14 protein-coding genes and 1 riboswitch are annotated in these 15,197 nt (G+C 67.0%); of the genes, 8 read left to right on the top strand and 6 right to left on the bottom strand.

The annotated features are described in order from the left end of the window. Nucleotides 1-55: 55 nt before the first annotated feature. The 6 genes from ASE30_RS18735 to metF all read left to right on the top strand — a co-directional run bounded on the left by ASE30_RS18735 (nucleotide 56) and on the right by metF (nucleotide 5,597). Complete coding sequence (locus ASE30_RS18735; RefSeq protein ID WP_057285759.1) at nucleotides 56-943, top strand: alpha/beta fold hydrolase; 888 nt, start codon at nucleotides 56-58, stop codon at nucleotides 941-943. Nucleotides 944-1,053: 110 nt separating this feature from the next. Further along, the gene (locus ASE30_RS18730; protein WP_057285758.1) at nucleotides 1,054-1,290 is read left to right on the top strand and encodes a DUF1289 domain-containing protein; all 237 of its coding nucleotides are present in this window, start codon (nucleotides 1,054-1,056) and stop codon (nucleotides 1,288-1,290) included. A 109-nt stretch (nucleotides 1,291-1,399) separates the two neighbouring features. Next, nucleotides 1,400-2,446 (top strand): glycosyltransferase family 1 protein, encoded by a 1,047-nt coding sequence (locus tag ASE30_RS18725; RefSeq protein ID WP_057285757.1) that lies wholly within the window; start codon nucleotides 1,400-1,402, stop codon nucleotides 2,444-2,446. Nucleotides 2,447-2,507: 61 nt separating this feature from the next. Next, nucleotides 2,508-2,645, top strand: a riboswitch (S-adenosyl-L-homocysteine riboswitch). Nucleotides 2,646-2,745: 100 nt separating this feature from the next. Then, complete coding sequence (ahcY, locus tag ASE30_RS18720) at nucleotides 2,746-4,164, top strand: adenosylhomocysteinase (protein ID WP_057285756.1); 1,419 nt, start codon at nucleotides 2,746-2,748, stop codon at nucleotides 4,162-4,164. Between the two features lie 123 nt (nucleotides 4,165-4,287). Beyond that, nucleotides 4,288-4,623 carry a phage holin family protein gene (locus tag ASE30_RS18715; RefSeq protein WP_056327402.1) on the top strand — a complete coding sequence of 112 codons (336 nt, stop codon included), beginning with the start codon at nucleotides 4,288-4,290 and terminating at the stop codon, nucleotides 4,621-4,623. A gap of 131 nt (nucleotides 4,624-4,754) precedes the next feature. Continuing rightward, nucleotides 4,755-5,597, top strand: coding sequence for a methylenetetrahydrofolate reductase [NAD(P)H] (gene metF / locus ASE30_RS18710; protein WP_057285755.1), 843 nt, complete (start codon nucleotides 4,755-4,757; stop codon nucleotides 5,595-5,597). A gap of 84 nt (nucleotides 5,598-5,681) precedes the next feature. On the opposite strand, the gene ASE30_RS18705 is transcribed toward metF, so the two are convergent. The 6 genes from ASE30_RS18705 to ASE30_RS18680 all read right to left on the bottom strand — a co-directional run bounded on the left by ASE30_RS18705 (nucleotide 5,682) and on the right by ASE30_RS18680 (nucleotide 11,882). Beyond that, nucleotides 5,682-6,680: a tripartite tricarboxylate transporter substrate-binding protein gene (locus ASE30_RS18705; RefSeq protein ID WP_057285754.1), complete on the bottom strand. Its 999-nt coding sequence runs from the start codon at nucleotides 6,678-6,680 to the stop codon at nucleotides 5,682-5,684. A 140-nt stretch (nucleotides 6,681-6,820) separates the two neighbouring features. Then, the gene (locus tag ASE30_RS18700) at nucleotides 6,821-7,684 is read right to left on the bottom strand and encodes a proteasome-type protease (RefSeq protein WP_057285753.1); all 864 of its coding nucleotides are present in this window, start codon (nucleotides 7,682-7,684) and stop codon (nucleotides 6,821-6,823) included. Nucleotides 7,685-7,740: 56 nt separating this feature from the next. Beyond that, nucleotides 7,741-8,544 carry a transglutaminase family protein gene (locus ASE30_RS18695; protein WP_057285752.1) on the bottom strand — a complete coding sequence of 268 codons (804 nt, stop codon included), beginning with the start codon at nucleotides 8,542-8,544 and terminating at the stop codon, nucleotides 7,741-7,743. Nucleotides 8,545-8,557: 13 nt separating this feature from the next. Continuing rightward, nucleotides 8,558-9,532: an alpha-E domain-containing protein gene (locus ASE30_RS18690; RefSeq protein ID WP_057285751.1), complete on the bottom strand. Its 975-nt coding sequence runs from the start codon at nucleotides 9,530-9,532 to the stop codon at nucleotides 8,558-8,560. Between the two features lie 2 nt (nucleotides 9,533-9,534). Then, entirely contained in the window at nucleotides 9,535-10,965 is a 1,431-nt protein-coding gene (locus ASE30_RS18685; protein ID WP_057285750.1) for a circularly permuted type 2 ATP-grasp protein, read from the bottom strand. Nucleotides 10,966-11,207: 242 nt separating this feature from the next. Beyond that, nucleotides 11,208-11,882, bottom strand: coding sequence for a 5-formyltetrahydrofolate cyclo-ligase (locus tag ASE30_RS18680; RefSeq protein WP_057285749.1), 675 nt, complete (start codon nucleotides 11,880-11,882; stop codon nucleotides 11,208-11,210). A 38-nt stretch (nucleotides 11,883-11,920) separates the two neighbouring features. Here ASE30_RS18680 and ASE30_RS18675 point away from each other — a divergent pair, with 38 nt between their 5' ends. Further along, complete coding sequence (locus ASE30_RS18675; protein ID WP_369819340.1) at nucleotides 11,921-14,098, top strand: transglycosylase SLT domain-containing protein; 2,178 nt, start codon at nucleotides 11,921-11,923, stop codon at nucleotides 14,096-14,098. Continuing rightward, nucleotides 14,095-15,195, top strand: coding sequence for a tRNA CCA-pyrophosphorylase (locus ASE30_RS18670; protein WP_057285748.1), 1,101 nt, complete (start codon nucleotides 14,095-14,097; stop codon nucleotides 15,193-15,195). Before ASE30_RS18675 ends, ASE30_RS18670 begins: the two co-directional genes overlap by 4 nt. The last annotated feature ends 2 nt before the right edge of the window (nucleotides 15,196-15,197 follow it).

Here is a 15,197-nt window from a genome sequence, read left to right as displayed (position 1 = left end):
ACGCTCCCGTCAGGGTGAACAGAATCTCAACACACAGACATTGGAGACCACGCCGATGACCGCATTCTTCGACCTGCCGGTGCGCCGCATCCAGGCCAACGGCATCCAGATCGCCGCCCGCATCGCGGGCTCGGGGCCGCCCTTGCTGCTGCTGCACGGGCATCCGCAGACCCATGCCATCTGGCACCGCGTCTGGGCCGAACTGACGCGGCACCGCACCTGCGTGGCCGCGGATCTGAGAGGCTACGGGGACAGCGACAAGCCGGCGGCCAGCGCCGACCATACGGCGCACTCCAAGCGGACCATGGCGGCCGACATGGCGGATCTGATGCGCGGCCTGGGCCATGCGCGTTTCGACGTGCTGGCGCACGATCGCGGCGCCCGGGTGGCCCACCGCCTGGCGCTGGACCATCCGGATTCCGTCACCCGCATGATGCTGCTGGACATCGCGCCCACGCTGGATATGTACGAAGGCACGACCCGCGCCTTCGCCCAGGCCTATTTCCATTGGTTCTGGCTGATCCAGCCCGCGCCCGTCCCCGAAACCATGATCGAGCACGACCCCATTTTCTACCTGCGTTCGGTGATGGGAGGGCGCCCCGGCGGGCTGGCGCATTTTTCCGCCGAGGCCATGGCGGAATACGAACGCGCGGCGCGCCAGCCCGGCTGGGCCACCGGCATCTGCGAAGACTACCGCGCATCCGCCACCGTCGATCTGGAACACGACCGGGCGGGCCGCGAGGCCGGCGAGCGCCTGCGCATGCCGGTGCGCGCGCTGTGGGGCGAGCGCGGGGCGGTGGGCCGGAACTTCGACGTGCTGGCCCTGTGGCGCGCCGTGGCGGACGACGTGACGGGCGGCCCCCTGCCTGGCGCGCATTATCTGGCGGAGGAAGCGCCGGACGCCGTGCTCGCCGAGGCGCGGGAATACTTCGGCTGGCGCTGAGTCGGGGCGGTCAGCGGGGGCCCGCGCGGTCCCTGCCACCGGCCGTCAAGCCACGGCCGGCGATAGGGCTATCCAAAAAGGGACGCACCCCTGGTGTTAACCTTCGCCCCATGAATCGTTACTTCGCCAATCTTTCCGAATTGCCTGACCCTGAAGACGCGCAACGCGCCTTCAAAGCCACGGATTCGCCTTGCGTGGCGGTGTGTTCCACCCTGTTCGACGACATCTGCCGGGGCTGCGGCCGCACGGCCATGGAGGTCGCCAACTGGGTCTTCATGACGGAAGAGGAAAAGCGCGAAGTCTGGGTGCGCATCAAGGCGCAGGGGTATCCGCGCCGCAACAACTAGGGCGCTGCGGCCCGGGGCGGCAGCAGCCGGTCGCAACAACCAGCGCGCCGTCTTGGGCATGTCACATGGCGCGGGCTAAATCGCGCTATTGCCCACTTCCGGCTCCATCATGCGCATCGTTCTGGTTACGGATGCCTGGCATCCGCAAGTCAACGGGGTCGTCCGCACGTGGACGACCATGCAACAGATCCTGGGTGAATGGGGCCACGAGCTGATCGTGGTGAACCCCCAGGGCAGCCGGACCATTCCGGCGCCCTCCGAGCCCGACCTGCGGCTGTGCCTGCGGCCCGGGCGCCAGTTGCGCCGCATCCTGGGCGACACGGTGCCCGACGCCCTGCACATCGCCACCGAAGGCCCGCTGGGGCTGGCGGCCCGCCGGATGGCGCTGTCGCGGGGCTGGCGCTTCACCACGTCGTTCCACACCATGTTCCCCGATTACCTGCAGGCGCGCATGGGCATTCCCGCCGCCTTGCCCTGGCGCTACCTGCGCTGGTTCCACTGGCCCTCGCAATGCGTGCTGGTGCCGACGCCCACGGTGCGGGACGTCCTGGCGCGGCGCGGGCTGGCGAACCTGCGGGTCTGGTCGCGCGGGGTCGATCCCCGCAAGTTCCAGCCCGCCCACAGCGATGCGTTCGCGGACTTGCCCCGCCCGGTCTGGCTGAGCGTGGGCCGGGTGGCGCGCGAGAAGAACCTGGACGCCTTCCTGTCGCTGGATCTGCCGGGCAGCAAGGTGGTGGTGGGCGCCGGGCCGGACGAGGCCCGCCTGAAGAAGCGCTTTCCCGATGCCGTCTTCCTGGGCATGCAGCAGGACGGCGCGTTGCCCGGCTTCTATGCGGCGGCCGACGTGTTCGTGTTTCCCAGCCTGACCGATACCTTCGGCCTGGTCATGCTGGAGGCCATGGCCTGCGGCACGCCGGTGGCCGCCTATCGCAGCGAGGCGCCACTGGCGGTGGTGGACCCGGGCGTCACGGGCTGCCTGGACGACGACCTGGCGCACGCCTGCCGGGCGGCGCTGCCGCTCGACCGCCACGCCGTGCGCGCGCACGCGCTGACGCGAAGCTGGGATGCGGTGGCTTCCGACCTGCTGGCCGCGCTGGTCCCGCTGACGCAGGGCGGCGCCCGGGAGGCGGCGGGCGCGTGGGCGTCCCCCCTTTGATCTGGTCCTGCAAGCCAGGGAAACTACCCCTAGGCCGCGGCAACCTTGTACAATGCCCGGCAATCCTGAGGAGCGTTGCGACGACCCTGCGGCTCCCGACATGCGGCCACCCCCATGCGGAACCCGGTTCGCCAGGCTCAGGAATCCTTGTTCAAGCGCCGCGCCCAGCGCGTCGCTACAGCAACGGCGCTCACCTTTGTCGCATATGGCGGGAAAGGCGAGCACTCGACTGTCGTGGTGTCTTCGCGTTGTCCGGCCATATCGTGCGCCGTTCGTAATTCACGTGGAGCCTACACACCATGAACGCTGTGACTGATAAATCCTTCTCCGACTATCTCGTTGCCGACATGTCGCTGGCCGGCTGGGGCCGCCGCGAACTCGCCATCGCCGAAACCGAAATGCCCGGCCTGATGGCCATCCGCGAGGAATTCGCCGCATCGCAGCCCCTGAAGGGCGCGCGCATCGCCGGCAGCCTGCACATGACCATCCAGACCGGCGTGCTGATCGAGACGCTGGTGGCCCTGGGCGCCGAAGTGCGCTGGGCCTCGTGCAACATCTTTTCCACGCAGGACCACGCCGCCGCCGCCATCGCCGCGTCCGGCACGCCGGTCTTCGCCGTCAAGGGCGAAACGCTGGAAGAGTACTGGCAGTACACCCACAAGATCTTCGAATGGCCCAATGGCCAGAACGCCAACATGATCCTCGACGACGGCGGCGACGCCACGTTGATGCTGCACCTGGGCACCAAGGCCGAGAAGGACCTGTCGGTCCTGGCCAACCCCGGCAGCGATGAAGAGCGCATTCTGTTCGCCGCCATCAAGGAAACGCTGAAGCGCGATCCCAAGTGGTACTCGACCCGCCTGGCCCTGATCAAGGGCGTCACGGAAGAAACCACCACCGGCGTGCATCGCCTGTACCAGATGTCGCAAAAGGGCGAGCTGGCGTTCGCCGCCATCAACGTCAACGACTCGGTCACCAAGTCCAAGTTCGACAACCTGTACGGCTGCCGCGAATCGCTGGTGGACGGCATCAAGCGCGCCACCGACGTGATGGTCGCCGGCAAGATCGCCGTCGTAGCCGGCTACGGCGACGTGGGCAAGGGCTGCGCCCAGGCGCTGGTCGCGCTGCGCGCGCAGGTGTGGGTCACCGAAATCGATCCGATCTGCGCCCTGCAGGCCGCGATGGAAGGCTTCAAGGTCGTGACCATGGAAGAAGCCGCCGCCCATGGCGACATCTTCGTCACCGCCACCGGCAACTACCAGGTCATCACGCGCGATCACATGAACGCCATGAAAGACCAGGCCATCGTCTGCAACATCGGCCACTTCGACAACGAAATCGACGTCGCTGGCCTGGCCGACTGCCAATGGGAAGAGATCAAGCCGCAAGTCGACCACGTCATCTTCCCGGACGGCAAGCGCATCATCCTGTTGGCCCAGGGCCGTCTCGTGAACCTGGGTTGCGCCACCGGCCACCCCTCGTTCGTGATGTCGTCCTCGTTCGCCAACCAGACGATTGCCCAGATCGAACTGTTCACGCGCAACGAAGCCTACAAGTCCGGCGAAGTCTACGTGCTGCCCAAGCACCTGGACGAGAAGGTTGCCCGCCTGCACCTGAAGAAGCTCGGCGTGAAGCTCACGACGCTGCGCCAGGATCAGGCCGACTACATCAGCGTGCCGGTCGAAGGCCCCTACAAGCCCAACCACTACCGCTATTGATTGATGTAGCACAATAGGAAAACGCCGCGCCATGTCGGCGCGGGTTTTCCGGTCCGCGGAGCTTGCCCGTCTTCGCCTGGCGATCACGGGTCCGCGGAGCGTCAATACAGGAGTTCGAACATGGTGACACTGATACTCGTCTGGATCCTGAACGCGGTGGCCCTGCTGGCCGTTGCCTACCTGCTGCCCGGCATCACGGTGGCCAGTTTCGGATCGGCGCTCATCGCCGCGCTGGTGCTGGGCCTGGTGAACATGCTGGTCAAACCGGTTCTGGTGCTGCTGACGCTTCCCATCACGATCGTCACCCTCGGTCTCTTTCTCATCGTCATCAACGCCTTGTTGTTCTGGTTCGTGGGCTCCGTGCTCAAGGGCTTCCAGGTCAACGGGTTCTGGTGGGCCGTGGGGGGCGCAATCCTGTACAGCATCATCTCCGGCCTCCTTACCAAGCTGATCCCCTGAGGTTGGGTTCCCCCCGAAGCGCTGCGCGCCTCCCCCCGGGGGGCGCCGCTGCGGACCGGCAAAGCCGGCTCCGCGCGGCCCAGCGGGGTCTCATCCATTGCAGTTCATGCGTAGCGCCCTAAACAACTGATATGTCCGATTCGACCTCTCCCGCTTTCAGTCTGGAATTCTTCCCACCGCGCGACCTGGCCGGCCAAGAGCGGCTGGTGCGCGCGGCCAAGCAGATGCTGGCCATCCAGCCCAAGTACGTCAGCGTGACGTTCGGCGCGGGCGGTTCCACGCGCGCCGGCACGGCGGATGCCGTGCGCACGCTGCGCAACCTGGGCTGCGACGCGGCGCCCCACCTGTCGTGCGTGGGCGCCACGCGCCAGGACCTGCGGGATATCCTCCAGGTCTACAAGAGCGAGGGCGTGCGGCGCGTGGTCGCCCTGCGCGGCGACCTGCCTTCGGGCATGGGCGGCGACGCGGGCGAACTGCGCTATGCCAACGAACTGGTGTCGTTCATCCGCGAGGAAACGGGCGACTGGTTCCACATCGAAGTGGCGGCCTACCCTGAAATGCACCCCCAGGCGTCCAACCCTTCGGCCGACCTGGACCATTTCGTGGCCAAGGTGAAAGCCGGCGCCGACGCGGCCATCACGCAGTACTTCTTCAACGCCGACGCCTACTTCGACTTCGTCGACCGGGCCCAGGCCAAGGGCGTGAACGTGCCGATCGTGCCGGGCATCATGCCCATCACGAATCACACGCAGCTATTGCGCTTTTCGGAGATGTGCGGCGCCGAAGTGCCGCGCTGGATCCGCCTGCGCCTGGCCGAGTTTGGCGACGACAAGGCTTCCATCCGCGCGTTCGGCGTGGACGTGGTGACCGAGCTTTGCCAGACCCTGCTGGACAACGGCGCGCCCGGCCTGCACTTCTACACCCTGAACCATTCCGAAGCGCCGCTGGCGGTGTGGAAGGAACTGTCGGTGTAAGCGCTACACGTCATGCGCACGCGGTGTGCGCACGAAAAAAAGGCCGGCGAATTTCGCCGGCCTCTTTTTTTGCCCGGGGAACAATCAGTCCGCGTACACGCCCGCCTTGCGGATGACGCCGCCCCACTTATCCACTTCGGATTTCAGCCAGGTCTGCAGGCCCTCGGGAGTCTGCTTGGCGTCGGGCACGATCTCGGCGCCCAGTTCGGCCATCTTCTGGGTGAAGACGGGATCCTTCAGGGCGGTGCGCAGGGCCGCGTTGAACTTGGCGACGGCCTCGGGCGGAGTGCCCTTGGGCGCATACACGCCGTGCCAGACCTTCACCTCGAAGTCCTTCAGGCCGCCTTCCTGCAGCGTGGGCGCATCGGGCAGCGCCTTGATGCGGTCCTGCGTGGTGACGCCATACAGCTTCACGCGTTCACCCTTGATCTGGGGAATGGTCTGCGTGGTCTGGTCGCACAGCACGTCCACCTGGCCGCCCAGCAGCGCGGTCATCGCCGGCGCGGTGCCCGCGTAGGGCACGGTCGTGAATTGCACGCCCAGCGATTCCTGCAGCAGCATGCCGCAAAGCTGCGAGACGGCGCCCAGGCCGGCGTTGGCCAGGTTGATCTTGTTGCCGTTTTCCTTGGCGTACTTGATGAACGCCGCCATGCCATCGGCCGGCAGGTCCTTGCGGCCAAGCAGGGTCATCGGCACGTCGGCCACCTGGCCGACATAGGCGAAGTCCGTCAGCGGATTGAACGACAGCTTGCGGTACAGCGCGGGCGCGGTCGCCATGCCGTTGTGGTGGATCAGGAAGGTGTAGCCGTCGGGGGCCGCGCGCGCCACGTGCTGCGATGCCAGCGTCCCGCCCGCGCCCGTGCGGTTTTCGATGATGACGCTTTGCCCCAGTGTCTTGGCCATGGATGCGCCGAGGCTGCGGGCCACCACGTCGGTGGGGCCGCCTGCCGCAAACGGCACCACCAGCGAAATGGGGTGGTTGGGATAGGCTCCCTGCGCGCCGGCGTTGCTCCAGGCCAGGCAGGACAGGGCCAGCACGGGCCAGGCAGCGCGCTTGATCGCGCGCGCGAACGGTTGGGACATGTCTCGCTCCTTGTGGTTTTCTGAGGCCCGCAAGGCGAAGCATGACGGGCCGACGCCAGTGTGGCGTGCCCGCGCGCGTAATGGAATTCGCGGTTTCGCAAGCCGGGTTTAGGCTGGCGGAAAGGAGGGTTTACGCGAGCCTAGTTCGGCTGGTCCTTGCCCGGGTCTTCGGCCAGCGCCTGCGGGGCGGGGTAGCTGGCCGGGGAGGCCATGTCGGGTTCCACTCGCAAGGGCTGATGCACGCGGTTCGGAGGCACCAGCGAGTCGGGCGCGTCGGGATTGGTCCAGAGCGGATCGGGGATCTCGGCGAACACCTGGCGCAGGCGCTCGCCCCAGGTGCCGCGGATCATGCGGAAATACTCATTGTGTTCGTCGATGCTGGCAAAGTGCGTGACGCGCAAGGCGTTGCAGTCGTAGACCAGCAGATCCAGCGGCAGCCCCACCGAGATATTCGAGCGCAGCGTGGAATCCATGGAAATCAGGGCGCATTTGGCGGCCTCGTCCAGCGAGGTGTCGGGACGCAGCACGCGGTCCAGGATGGGCTTGCCGTACTTGGCTTCGCCGATCTGGAAGTACGGGCATTCCTGGCCGGCTTCGATGAAATTGCCCGCCGAATAGATCTGGAAGAGCCGGCACCGTTCCGTGCCGATCTGCCCGCCGAAGATCATGCTGACGTTGAAGTCCACGCCCTGTTCATGCAGCGCGTGGGCCTCGCTGCGATAGACCTCGCGCACCGCCGCGCCAATCAGGCGCGTGGCCTCGAACATGTCCGGCGCGTTCCAGATGGTTTCACCGCCGTCGCCCTGCGGACGCGTCAGCGCGTTCAGCACGGCCTGGCTGACCGCCAGGTTGCCGGACGTCATCAGGACCATCACGCGGTCGCCCGGGCGCTCGAAGACGGTCATTTTGCGGAAGACGCTGATCTGGTCGACGCCGGCATTGGTACGGGAGTCGGACAGGAAGACGAGGCCGGAGTCGAGGCGGGCTGCTACGCAGTAGGTCATGATCGGAAATTAGGGAAAACCACGCCGCATTGTATTGCGGCGGGGCCGGCCGGATGTTACTGCTGCGCGGCGGCCTGTACTTGCACGCTGACCTCCATGGATTCCTCGCCGCCGCCGGTGCGCACGCCCCGGACCGGCGAGGCCGAGTCGTAGTCCCGCCCCACCGCCAGCCGGCAATGGCACTCCGAGGCGAATTGGCGGTTGGTGATGTCCACGCTGGTCCAGCCGATGGCGGGCAGCCAGACGTCGGCCCAGGCGTGGCTGGCCGCGTGCTCGGTGGCGGTGTACAGATAGCCGCTGACGTAGCGCGCGGGCACGCTCAGGCCTCGCACGCAGGCCAGGAACAGGTGGGCATGGTCCTGGCAGACGCCGTGGCCCATGGCCAGCACCTGGTTGGCGGCGGTGGTCACATCCGTGGTGCCGGGCTCGTACGCGACCCGGTCGTTGATGGCGGTGGCCAGGGTCAGGATATCGTCCGAGGTAGTCAGCCCGTTGGGCAGCACGCCGCGCACGAAGGCATGGATGGTGTCGTCCGCCTGCGTCAGGGGAGTCTGCACGCAGTAGGCATGCACGGGCAGCCGGCTGTCTTCGCCGCCCAGCACGCCGCGCGTCAGCGGCGCCACCAGGACTTGCCCGACAACGCGCAATTCGATGTCGGTGTGCGGGCGGTTCAGCGTGAGCGTATGCGTGATGTTGCCGTAGGCGTCGACCTGCTTTTCCAGCACGCCGGGTGCATCGATATGCCAGCGCAGCAAGCGCTGGTGCTCGTCGTCGCGCGGCGTCAGGCGCAGGGTCTGGATGCTGTAGATGACCGGCGCGGTGTAGCGGTAATGCGTGACGTGCGTGATGATCTGTTTCATTGCTGTCTCCGTTTTATGCCGACAGCGGCACCAGGAAGTCCTGGCTGATCCGGTTGCCCAGGTCGTTGATGCGGTTCAGGAAGCGGTCCAGGTATTGGTGCAGTCCGCTGGCCAGGATGTCCTCGACGCGGCCGTATTGCAGTTCAGCGCAAAGCATCCCTGCGCGCCGTTCGGTTTCGGTCGAGCGCTGGTTCGAGACGCGCGCCAGATCGTCGGCCACCGCCCGCATCGATGCCAGCAGCGAACGCGGCATGTCGCCGTGCAGGATCAGCAGTTCCGCCACCCGGTCGGGCGTGATCACGTCGCGGTACACCTTGCGGTAGATCTCAAGCCCGGACACCGAGCTGAGCAGCGCCGACCAGCGGTAGAACTCGCTTTGCAGCGCGGCGGTGCCGATGGGCTCGGCGCGGCCTTCCTGTCCGCCGCTGCCCCCGCGTTCGTGGAACTTCACGTCCAGCATGCGGGCGGTGCTGTCGGCGCGCTCCAGGTGCATGCCGATGCGCAGGAAATACAGCGCCTCGTCTTCCAGCATGGTGCCGATGGTGACGCCGCGCGCCAGGTGCGAGCGGAACTTCACCCATTCGAAGAATTCGCCCGGGTTGCGCTCGAGGAGGCCCGTGTGCAGGTGCTTCAGCAGTTCCAGCCAGGTGGTGTTGTAGGTTTCCCAGACCTCGGTCGTCAGGCTGCCGCGCACGGCGCGCGCATTCTCGCGGGCGGCGCGCATGCAGGAATAGATCGACGAGGGGTTCTCGGGATCGCGGACCATGTATTCCAGCACGTCGTTGGGCGAGATGGACGCGTATTTGCTCTGGTACAGGCCCTGCAACTCGGAAATGCGCAGCACGCCCAGCCAGGAACCCTCGCGCGTCTGCGGGTCCTGAGGCAGCAGCGACATCTGCAGATTCACGTCCAGCATGCGGGCGGTGTTTTCCGCGCGCTCGGTGTAGCGGCACATCCAGAACAGGTTGTCGGCGGTTCGGCTCAGCATGGTCAGTCCTCCAGGACCCAGGTGTCCTTGGTGCCGCCGCCCTGGCTGCTGTTGACCACCAGCGAGCCCTCGGTCAACGCCACGCGGCACAGGCCGCCCGGTACGGTGCGGATGTCCTTGCCGCACAGCACATAGGGGCGCAGGTCCACGTGGCGCGGCGCCACGCCCGATTCGACATAGGTGGGAATGGTGGACAGCGCCAGCGTGGGCTGCGCGATGTAGTTGGCGGGGTTGGCGCGCACGCGCTCCTTGAATAGGTCCACCTCCGCGCGGGTGGCCGATGGCCCGACCAGCATGCCGTAGCCGCCGGCGCCATGGACCTCCTTGACCACCAGCTCGTGCATGTTGGCCAGCACGTGGGACAGCTCATCGGGCCTGCCGCAGCGCCAGGTCGGCACGTTCGACAGGATGGGCTCCTCGCTCAGATAGAACCGGATCATGTCGGGCACATAGAGGTACGTGGATTTGTCGTCGGCGATGCCGGTGCCGATGGCGTTGGCGAGCGTGACGCGGCCCGCGCGATACACCGACAGCAGTCCGGGCACGCCCAACGCCGAATCCGCGCGGAACGACAGGGGATCGAGGAAGTCGTCATCCAGGCGGCGGTAGATCACGTCCACCTTGCGTGGCCCCTGCGTGGTGCGCATGTAGACGGTGTTTTGCTCCACGAACAGATCCTGCCCCTCGACCAGCTCCACGCCCATCTGCTGGGCCAGGAAGGCGTGCTCGAAGTACGCCGAGTTGTACATGCCCGGCGTCAGCACCACCACGGTGGGGTCGTCGCCGCCGTGCGGAGCGACTTCGCGCAGGTTGTCCAGCAGCAGGTCGGGGTAGTGCGCCACCGGCTCCACCTTGATACGGCTGAACGCATCGGGCATGAGCCGCATCGACATCTTGCGGTTCTCAAGCATGTAGGACACGCCGGAAGGCACGCGCAGGTTGTCTTCCAGGACGTAGAACTCACCCGCGCCCGCCCGGACGATGTCCACGCCCCCGATGTGGCAGTAGATGTCCTCGGCCACGTCCACGTCCTGCATTTCAGGGCGGTATTGGGCGTTCAGGAATACCTGTTCGGCCGGTACGACGCCCGCCCGCACGATGTCGTGGCCGTGATAGATGTCGCGGATGAACATGTTCAGCGCGCGCACGCGCTGCTTCAGGCCGGCTTCCAGATGCCGCCATTCATCGGCGGGAATGATCCGGGGAATCAGGTCGAAGGGGATAAGCCGCTCGGTCCCGGCGGCATCGCCCGCGACCGAAAACGTAATCCCGACCCGGCGAAAGCTCAGGTCCGCTTCCAGCCGGCGCACGGCCATGGCTTCGGCCGATTGCTCGTTGTGCCAGCGTTCGAAGGCCTGGTAATGGAAGCGTACGCCGCCCGCGCCTTGGCGCATTTCGTCATAAGCGGATGGACGGGGTGGTCTGTCCTTCATGGCTCCTCCGATGCAGATGCCCGCGGCCGGCTTGCACGCGGCCGTTACCCGGCCAATGCGTGGCCAGTCTCAGTCACAAGCAACCTGCGTGCCAGCTTTTCGGCGCATGGACGCCCTTGAGGACAATATCCTCTGAAGGGCGGGGAAATGCCATCCCCGCTATGAGGGACCGCTTCAAGCGGGAGCGCTTCCAGGAGGAGGCCGCACCAGTCTGGTGCGGACCACGGGGTGAAACTGGTGCGTCAGTTCATCCGGTAGGAGTGCAGCGTGGTTCCACCGGTGCCGCCTTGTTCCAGGGGCGCCTGCGGGACCCAGCCGTCCTGGGTCAGCACCGCGTCAAGCCGGACATCGTGCGGGGCGGGCGCGTAATCGGCGTCCAGTTCGCCGCAGCTCCAGGCGATTCCGATCGCGATGAACGGGTGGCCCCGCTGACGCAAGGCGGCCAGCGTGCGGTCGTAGTAACCGCCGCCATAGCCCAGCCGGTCGCCCTGTTCCGTGTAGCCCAGCGTGGGTACCAGCACCACGTCGGGCAGCAATTCGGGGCCACTGACGGGCTCCTGGATGCCGTAGGGGCCGGCGCGCAGTTCGGCGCTGGGCGTCCAGGGCAGGAACGCCAGGGGGGCGTTGCGTTCGCGCATCACGGGCAAGGCGACGGTCATGCCGCCTTCGGTCCATTGCGTGAGCAAGGGCCGCAGGTCGGGCTCGTCGGCCATGGGCCAGAAAGCGGCGACGGTCGTAGGGGCCGGATTACCTGCGCGAACGGCCTGGTCGCGGGCCACGTTCAGCCACGTGAACAGCCGGGCGCGCATGAGCAAACCGCCGCGGCTGCGCTGGTCTTCCGGCAATTCAGCGCGCAGTTTTCGCAATCGCGTGCGGTGCTGGACTGCGGTATCCTCTGGAGTATTTTGCGTAGTCATGCGGTGGCTGTAACAGGGGGTTGAAAATGAAGGCGAACATGCTGAAGAAAAACTTGCGGATGCTCAGCATGCGGATGTGCGGCAAGGCACATGCCCTGCAACCCCGACGGTATCAGAAATCTTTGCGGCAGGCGGCAAGCGGCGGCGGCGCCACGTCCGATGCCGGCGCCGGCCTGCGCCGCTGGCTGCCGCTGGTGGCGCTGTTCACCGCGGCCTGTGCCCCCGTGGATGCGCAACAGCGCAGCGCCGCCGTCAATCCGCAGCCCCAGCCCGTTATACAGGCGACGCAACCCGTCATTGCCGTTCCGCCAGCCGTATTGGCAGGCCTGCCGCCCACCTCCGACACGCCCGCGCTGGCAGCCGTGGTGGCCGCCCGCGAAGCCATGAACCGCAAGCAATGGTCCATCCTGGGCGCGCTCGTGCCGCAGGCGCAGGGCGACCCGCTGGGCATGTACCCCGAATATTGGCTGCTGCGCTACCAGCTCTGGACCCCGCCCGCCACCGGCCGGCCCACCGCCGCCCTGCAAAAATTCATCGGCAGCAATGGCGATGCCTATCTGGCCGATCGCCTGCGCGGCGACTGGCTGCTGGCGGCCGCCCGCAGCGGCGACTTCGAAACCGTGCGCAAGCTGGCGCCCGTGAAGAACACCAATGCGCAGATCGAATGCGCCATTCTCGACGGCAGGCACATGACCGGCCAGCGCGCCACGGCCGCGCAGGCGACGGCGGTGTTCGCGCCCGGCGGGGCCTGCTGGGCCCTGTACGACCAATTGGTGGCGGATCGCATCCTGGGCTGGGAACAGCTTGAGCCCCAGTTGCGCGACGCCATCGAGGCCAACAAGACGACGGACGCGCGCAAGTTCGTGCAGTACATGTTCGAGCCGCGTGACCTGAAAACCTATGACATCCTCATGAAGGACCCCATGAAGTGGCTGACGCGCCAGGACCGTCTGCCCGTGGGCCGCAACGAAAAGGAACTCGTCACCATCGCGCTGGCCCGCCTGGCGCGTTCGGATGTCAGCGTCGCCGACTCCTACCTGCGCCGCGAGTGGGCAAAGTCCATGACCAAGCCGAATCTCGCGTGGGTGCGTGGCCAGTATGCGCTGGTCGCCGCCCTGAATCTGGATAGCCGCGCGAACGATTGGTACCGCGAAGCCGGCCATATCCGCATGACGGACTACAACTCGGGCTGGAAAGTGCGGGCCGCCCTGCGCCAGCCCAAGATCGACTGGAAGTGGGTCATCGAATCCATCGACGACATGCCGGCCGCGCAGCAGGCAGAGACGTCGTGGGTGTACTGGAAGGCGCGCGGGCAGGCCGCCCTTGGCAACAAGACGCAGGCCGAGGCCGCATACGCCAGCATCGCGGACCGCTTCGACTTCTACGGCCAACTGGCGGCGGAAGAGCTGGGGCGCCGCATCGATGTGCCGCCGCGTCCCGCGCCCATCACCGATCGTGAGATCGCCGAGGCGCGCGCCAATCCCGGCCTGCAGCGCGCGGTCCTGCTCTTTCGCCTGGGCTGGCGCGCCGAAGCCGTGCCCGAATGGAATTTCACCCTGCGCGGCATGAGCGACCGCCAACTGATGGCGGCCGCCGAACTGGCCCGGGCCGAGAACATCTACGACCGCGTGGTCAATACCTCCGACCGCACCGAAAAAGAGTTCGACTTCAGCCAGCGCTTCATCGCGCCCTTCGAAGGGCGCGTCACGGCCAAGGCCAACGCCATCGCCCTGGATCCTGCCTGGGTCTATGGCCTGATCCGCCAGGAATCCCGCTTCATCATGAACGCGCGCTCGCATGTCGGCGCCTCGGGCCTGATGCAGCTCATGCCGGCCACGGCCAAGTGGGTCGCGGGCAAGATCGGCATGAGCGATTTCACGCCCAGCAGCGTCAACGACTTCGACACCAACACCGAGCTGGGCACCAATTACCTGAACATCGTGCTGCGCGACCTGAACGGATCGCAGATGCTGGCCAGCGCGGGCTACAACGCCGGTCCGGGCCGTCCGCGCAACTGGCGCTCCACGTTCACGCATCCCGTGGAAGGCGCCATCTTCGCCGAGACCATTCCGTTCAGCGAAACGCGCACCTACGTGAAGAACGTGATGTCCAACGCCGTGTATTACGCGGCGATGTTCAGCGGTCAGCCGCAATCGCTGAAAGAACGCTTGGGCAACGTGGTGCCGGTGGGCGCGGAAACCACGTCCGTCCCATGACGCGGGATCCGGCCACCGACGGCCTGCAGGTCTACATCGTGGGCGGGGCGGTGCGCGATGCGCTGCTTGGCCTGGCGCCGGGCGACCACGACTGGGTCGTGGTGGGCGCCACGCCGGAAGACATGGCGCGCCGCGGCTTCATCCCGGTGGGCGGCGATTTCCCCGTCTTCCTCCATCCCCGCACCAAAGAGGAATACGCCCTGGCGCGCACCGAGCGCAAGTCCGGGCGCGGCTACAAGGGCTTTACGTTCCATACCGGCACGGACGTCACGCTGGAAGAAGACCTGCGGCGCCGCGACCTGACCGTCAATGCCATCGCGCAAAAACAGGACGGGACCCTGGTCGATCCGCTCGATGGCACGGCGGACCTGCGGGCGCGGGTGTTTCGCCACGTGGGCGAGGCATTCGCCGAGGATCCGGTACGCATCCTGCGGCTGGGGCGTTTCGCCGCGCGCTTCGCTGACTTCTCCGTGGCGCCCGAGACCATGGCGTTGTGCCGCCGCATGGTGGACGCCGGCGAAGCCGACGCCCTGGTGGCCGAACGGGTGTGGAAGGAACTATCGCGCGGCCTGATGGCGGATGCGCCGTCGCGCATGCTGGACGTTCTGCAGGCGTCGGGCGCGCTGGCGCGCGTGATGCCCGAATTGCAGGGGGTTGACGACGTTGCCGCCGACATCGACCGCGCCGCCGCGGCAGGTTTGTCGCTGGCGGGGCGCTATGCGCTGCTGTGCCGCCTGACGCCCGATCGCGAGGCCATGGGCCGCCGCTTGCGCGTGCCTGCCGAATGCAATGACTACGCCCGCCTGTTGCCCGAGATGCTGGCCGGGCTGGACGGCGCGCAAGAGGGCGGGGATGCCGCTGATGCGCAGCTTGCGCTGATGGAGCGCGCCGACGCCTTGCGCAAGCCCGAGCGCTTCTTCGATCTCCTGGACACGGTTGCGGTATTGCGGCCGGTGGACAAGCCCGCCTGGCAATCCCGGGTGGCCGCCGTGCGCGGCGTGGATGCGGGGGCGATCGCCAAGGCCTGCGCGGGCGAACCGGCCCGCATCAAGGAAAGCGTGCGCCTGGCGCGGCTGGAACGCCTGCGGGCCGGCTGACT

The organism is Achromobacter sp. Root83 (assembly GCF_001428845.1).
GTDB lineage: Bacteria > Pseudomonadota > Gammaproteobacteria > Burkholderiales > Burkholderiaceae_B > Achromobacter.
Note: the sequence above shows the minus strand (reverse complement) of the source record. Positions and strands in the feature narration are given on the sequence as shown.

Excerpts from the sequence above, each read along its gene's own strand:
- ASE30_RS18725 (WP_057285757.1), top strand. The coding sequence starts at position 1,400 with ATGCGCATCGTTCTGGTTACGGATGCCTGGCATCCGCAAGTCAACGGG.
- ASE30_RS18690 (WP_057285751.1), bottom strand. The coding sequence starts at position 9,532 with ATGCTGAGCCGAACCGCCGACAACCTGTTCTGGATGTGCCGCTACACC.
- ASE30_RS18675 (WP_369819340.1), top strand. The coding sequence starts at position 11,921 with ATGCTGAAGAAAAACTTGCGGATGCTCAGCATGCGGATGTGCGGCAAG.
- ASE30_RS18680 (WP_057285749.1), bottom strand. The coding sequence starts at position 11,882 with ATGACTACGCAAAATACTCCAGAGGATACCGCAGTCCAGCACCGCACG.
- ASE30_RS18695 (WP_057285752.1), bottom strand. The coding sequence starts at position 8,544 with ATGAAACAGATCATCACGCACGTCACGCATTACCGCTACACCGCGCCG.
- metF (WP_057285755.1), top strand. The coding sequence starts at position 4,755 with ATGTCCGATTCGACCTCTCCCGCTTTCAGTCTGGAATTCTTCCCACCG.
- ASE30_RS18735 (WP_057285759.1), top strand. The coding sequence starts at position 56 with ATGACCGCATTCTTCGACCTGCCGGTGCGCCGCATCCAGGCCAACGGC.
- ASE30_RS18685 (WP_057285750.1), bottom strand. The coding sequence starts at position 10,965 with ATGAAGGACAGACCACCCCGTCCATCCGCTTATGACGAAATGCGCCAA.
- ASE30_RS18670 (WP_057285748.1), top strand. The coding sequence starts at position 14,095 with ATGACGCGGGATCCGGCCACCGACGGCCTGCAGGTCTACATCGTGGGC.
- ASE30_RS18700 (WP_057285753.1), bottom strand. The coding sequence starts at position 7,684 with ATGACCTACTGCGTAGCAGCCCGCCTCGACTCCGGCCTCGTCTTCCTG.
- ahcY (WP_057285756.1), top strand. The coding sequence starts at position 2,746 with ATGAACGCTGTGACTGATAAATCCTTCTCCGACTATCTCGTTGCCGAC.
- ASE30_RS18730 (WP_057285758.1), top strand. The coding sequence starts at position 1,054 with ATGAATCGTTACTTCGCCAATCTTTCCGAATTGCCTGACCCTGAAGAC.
- ASE30_RS18705 (WP_057285754.1), bottom strand. The coding sequence starts at position 6,680 with ATGTCCCAACCGTTCGCGCGCGCGATCAAGCGCGCTGCCTGGCCCGTG.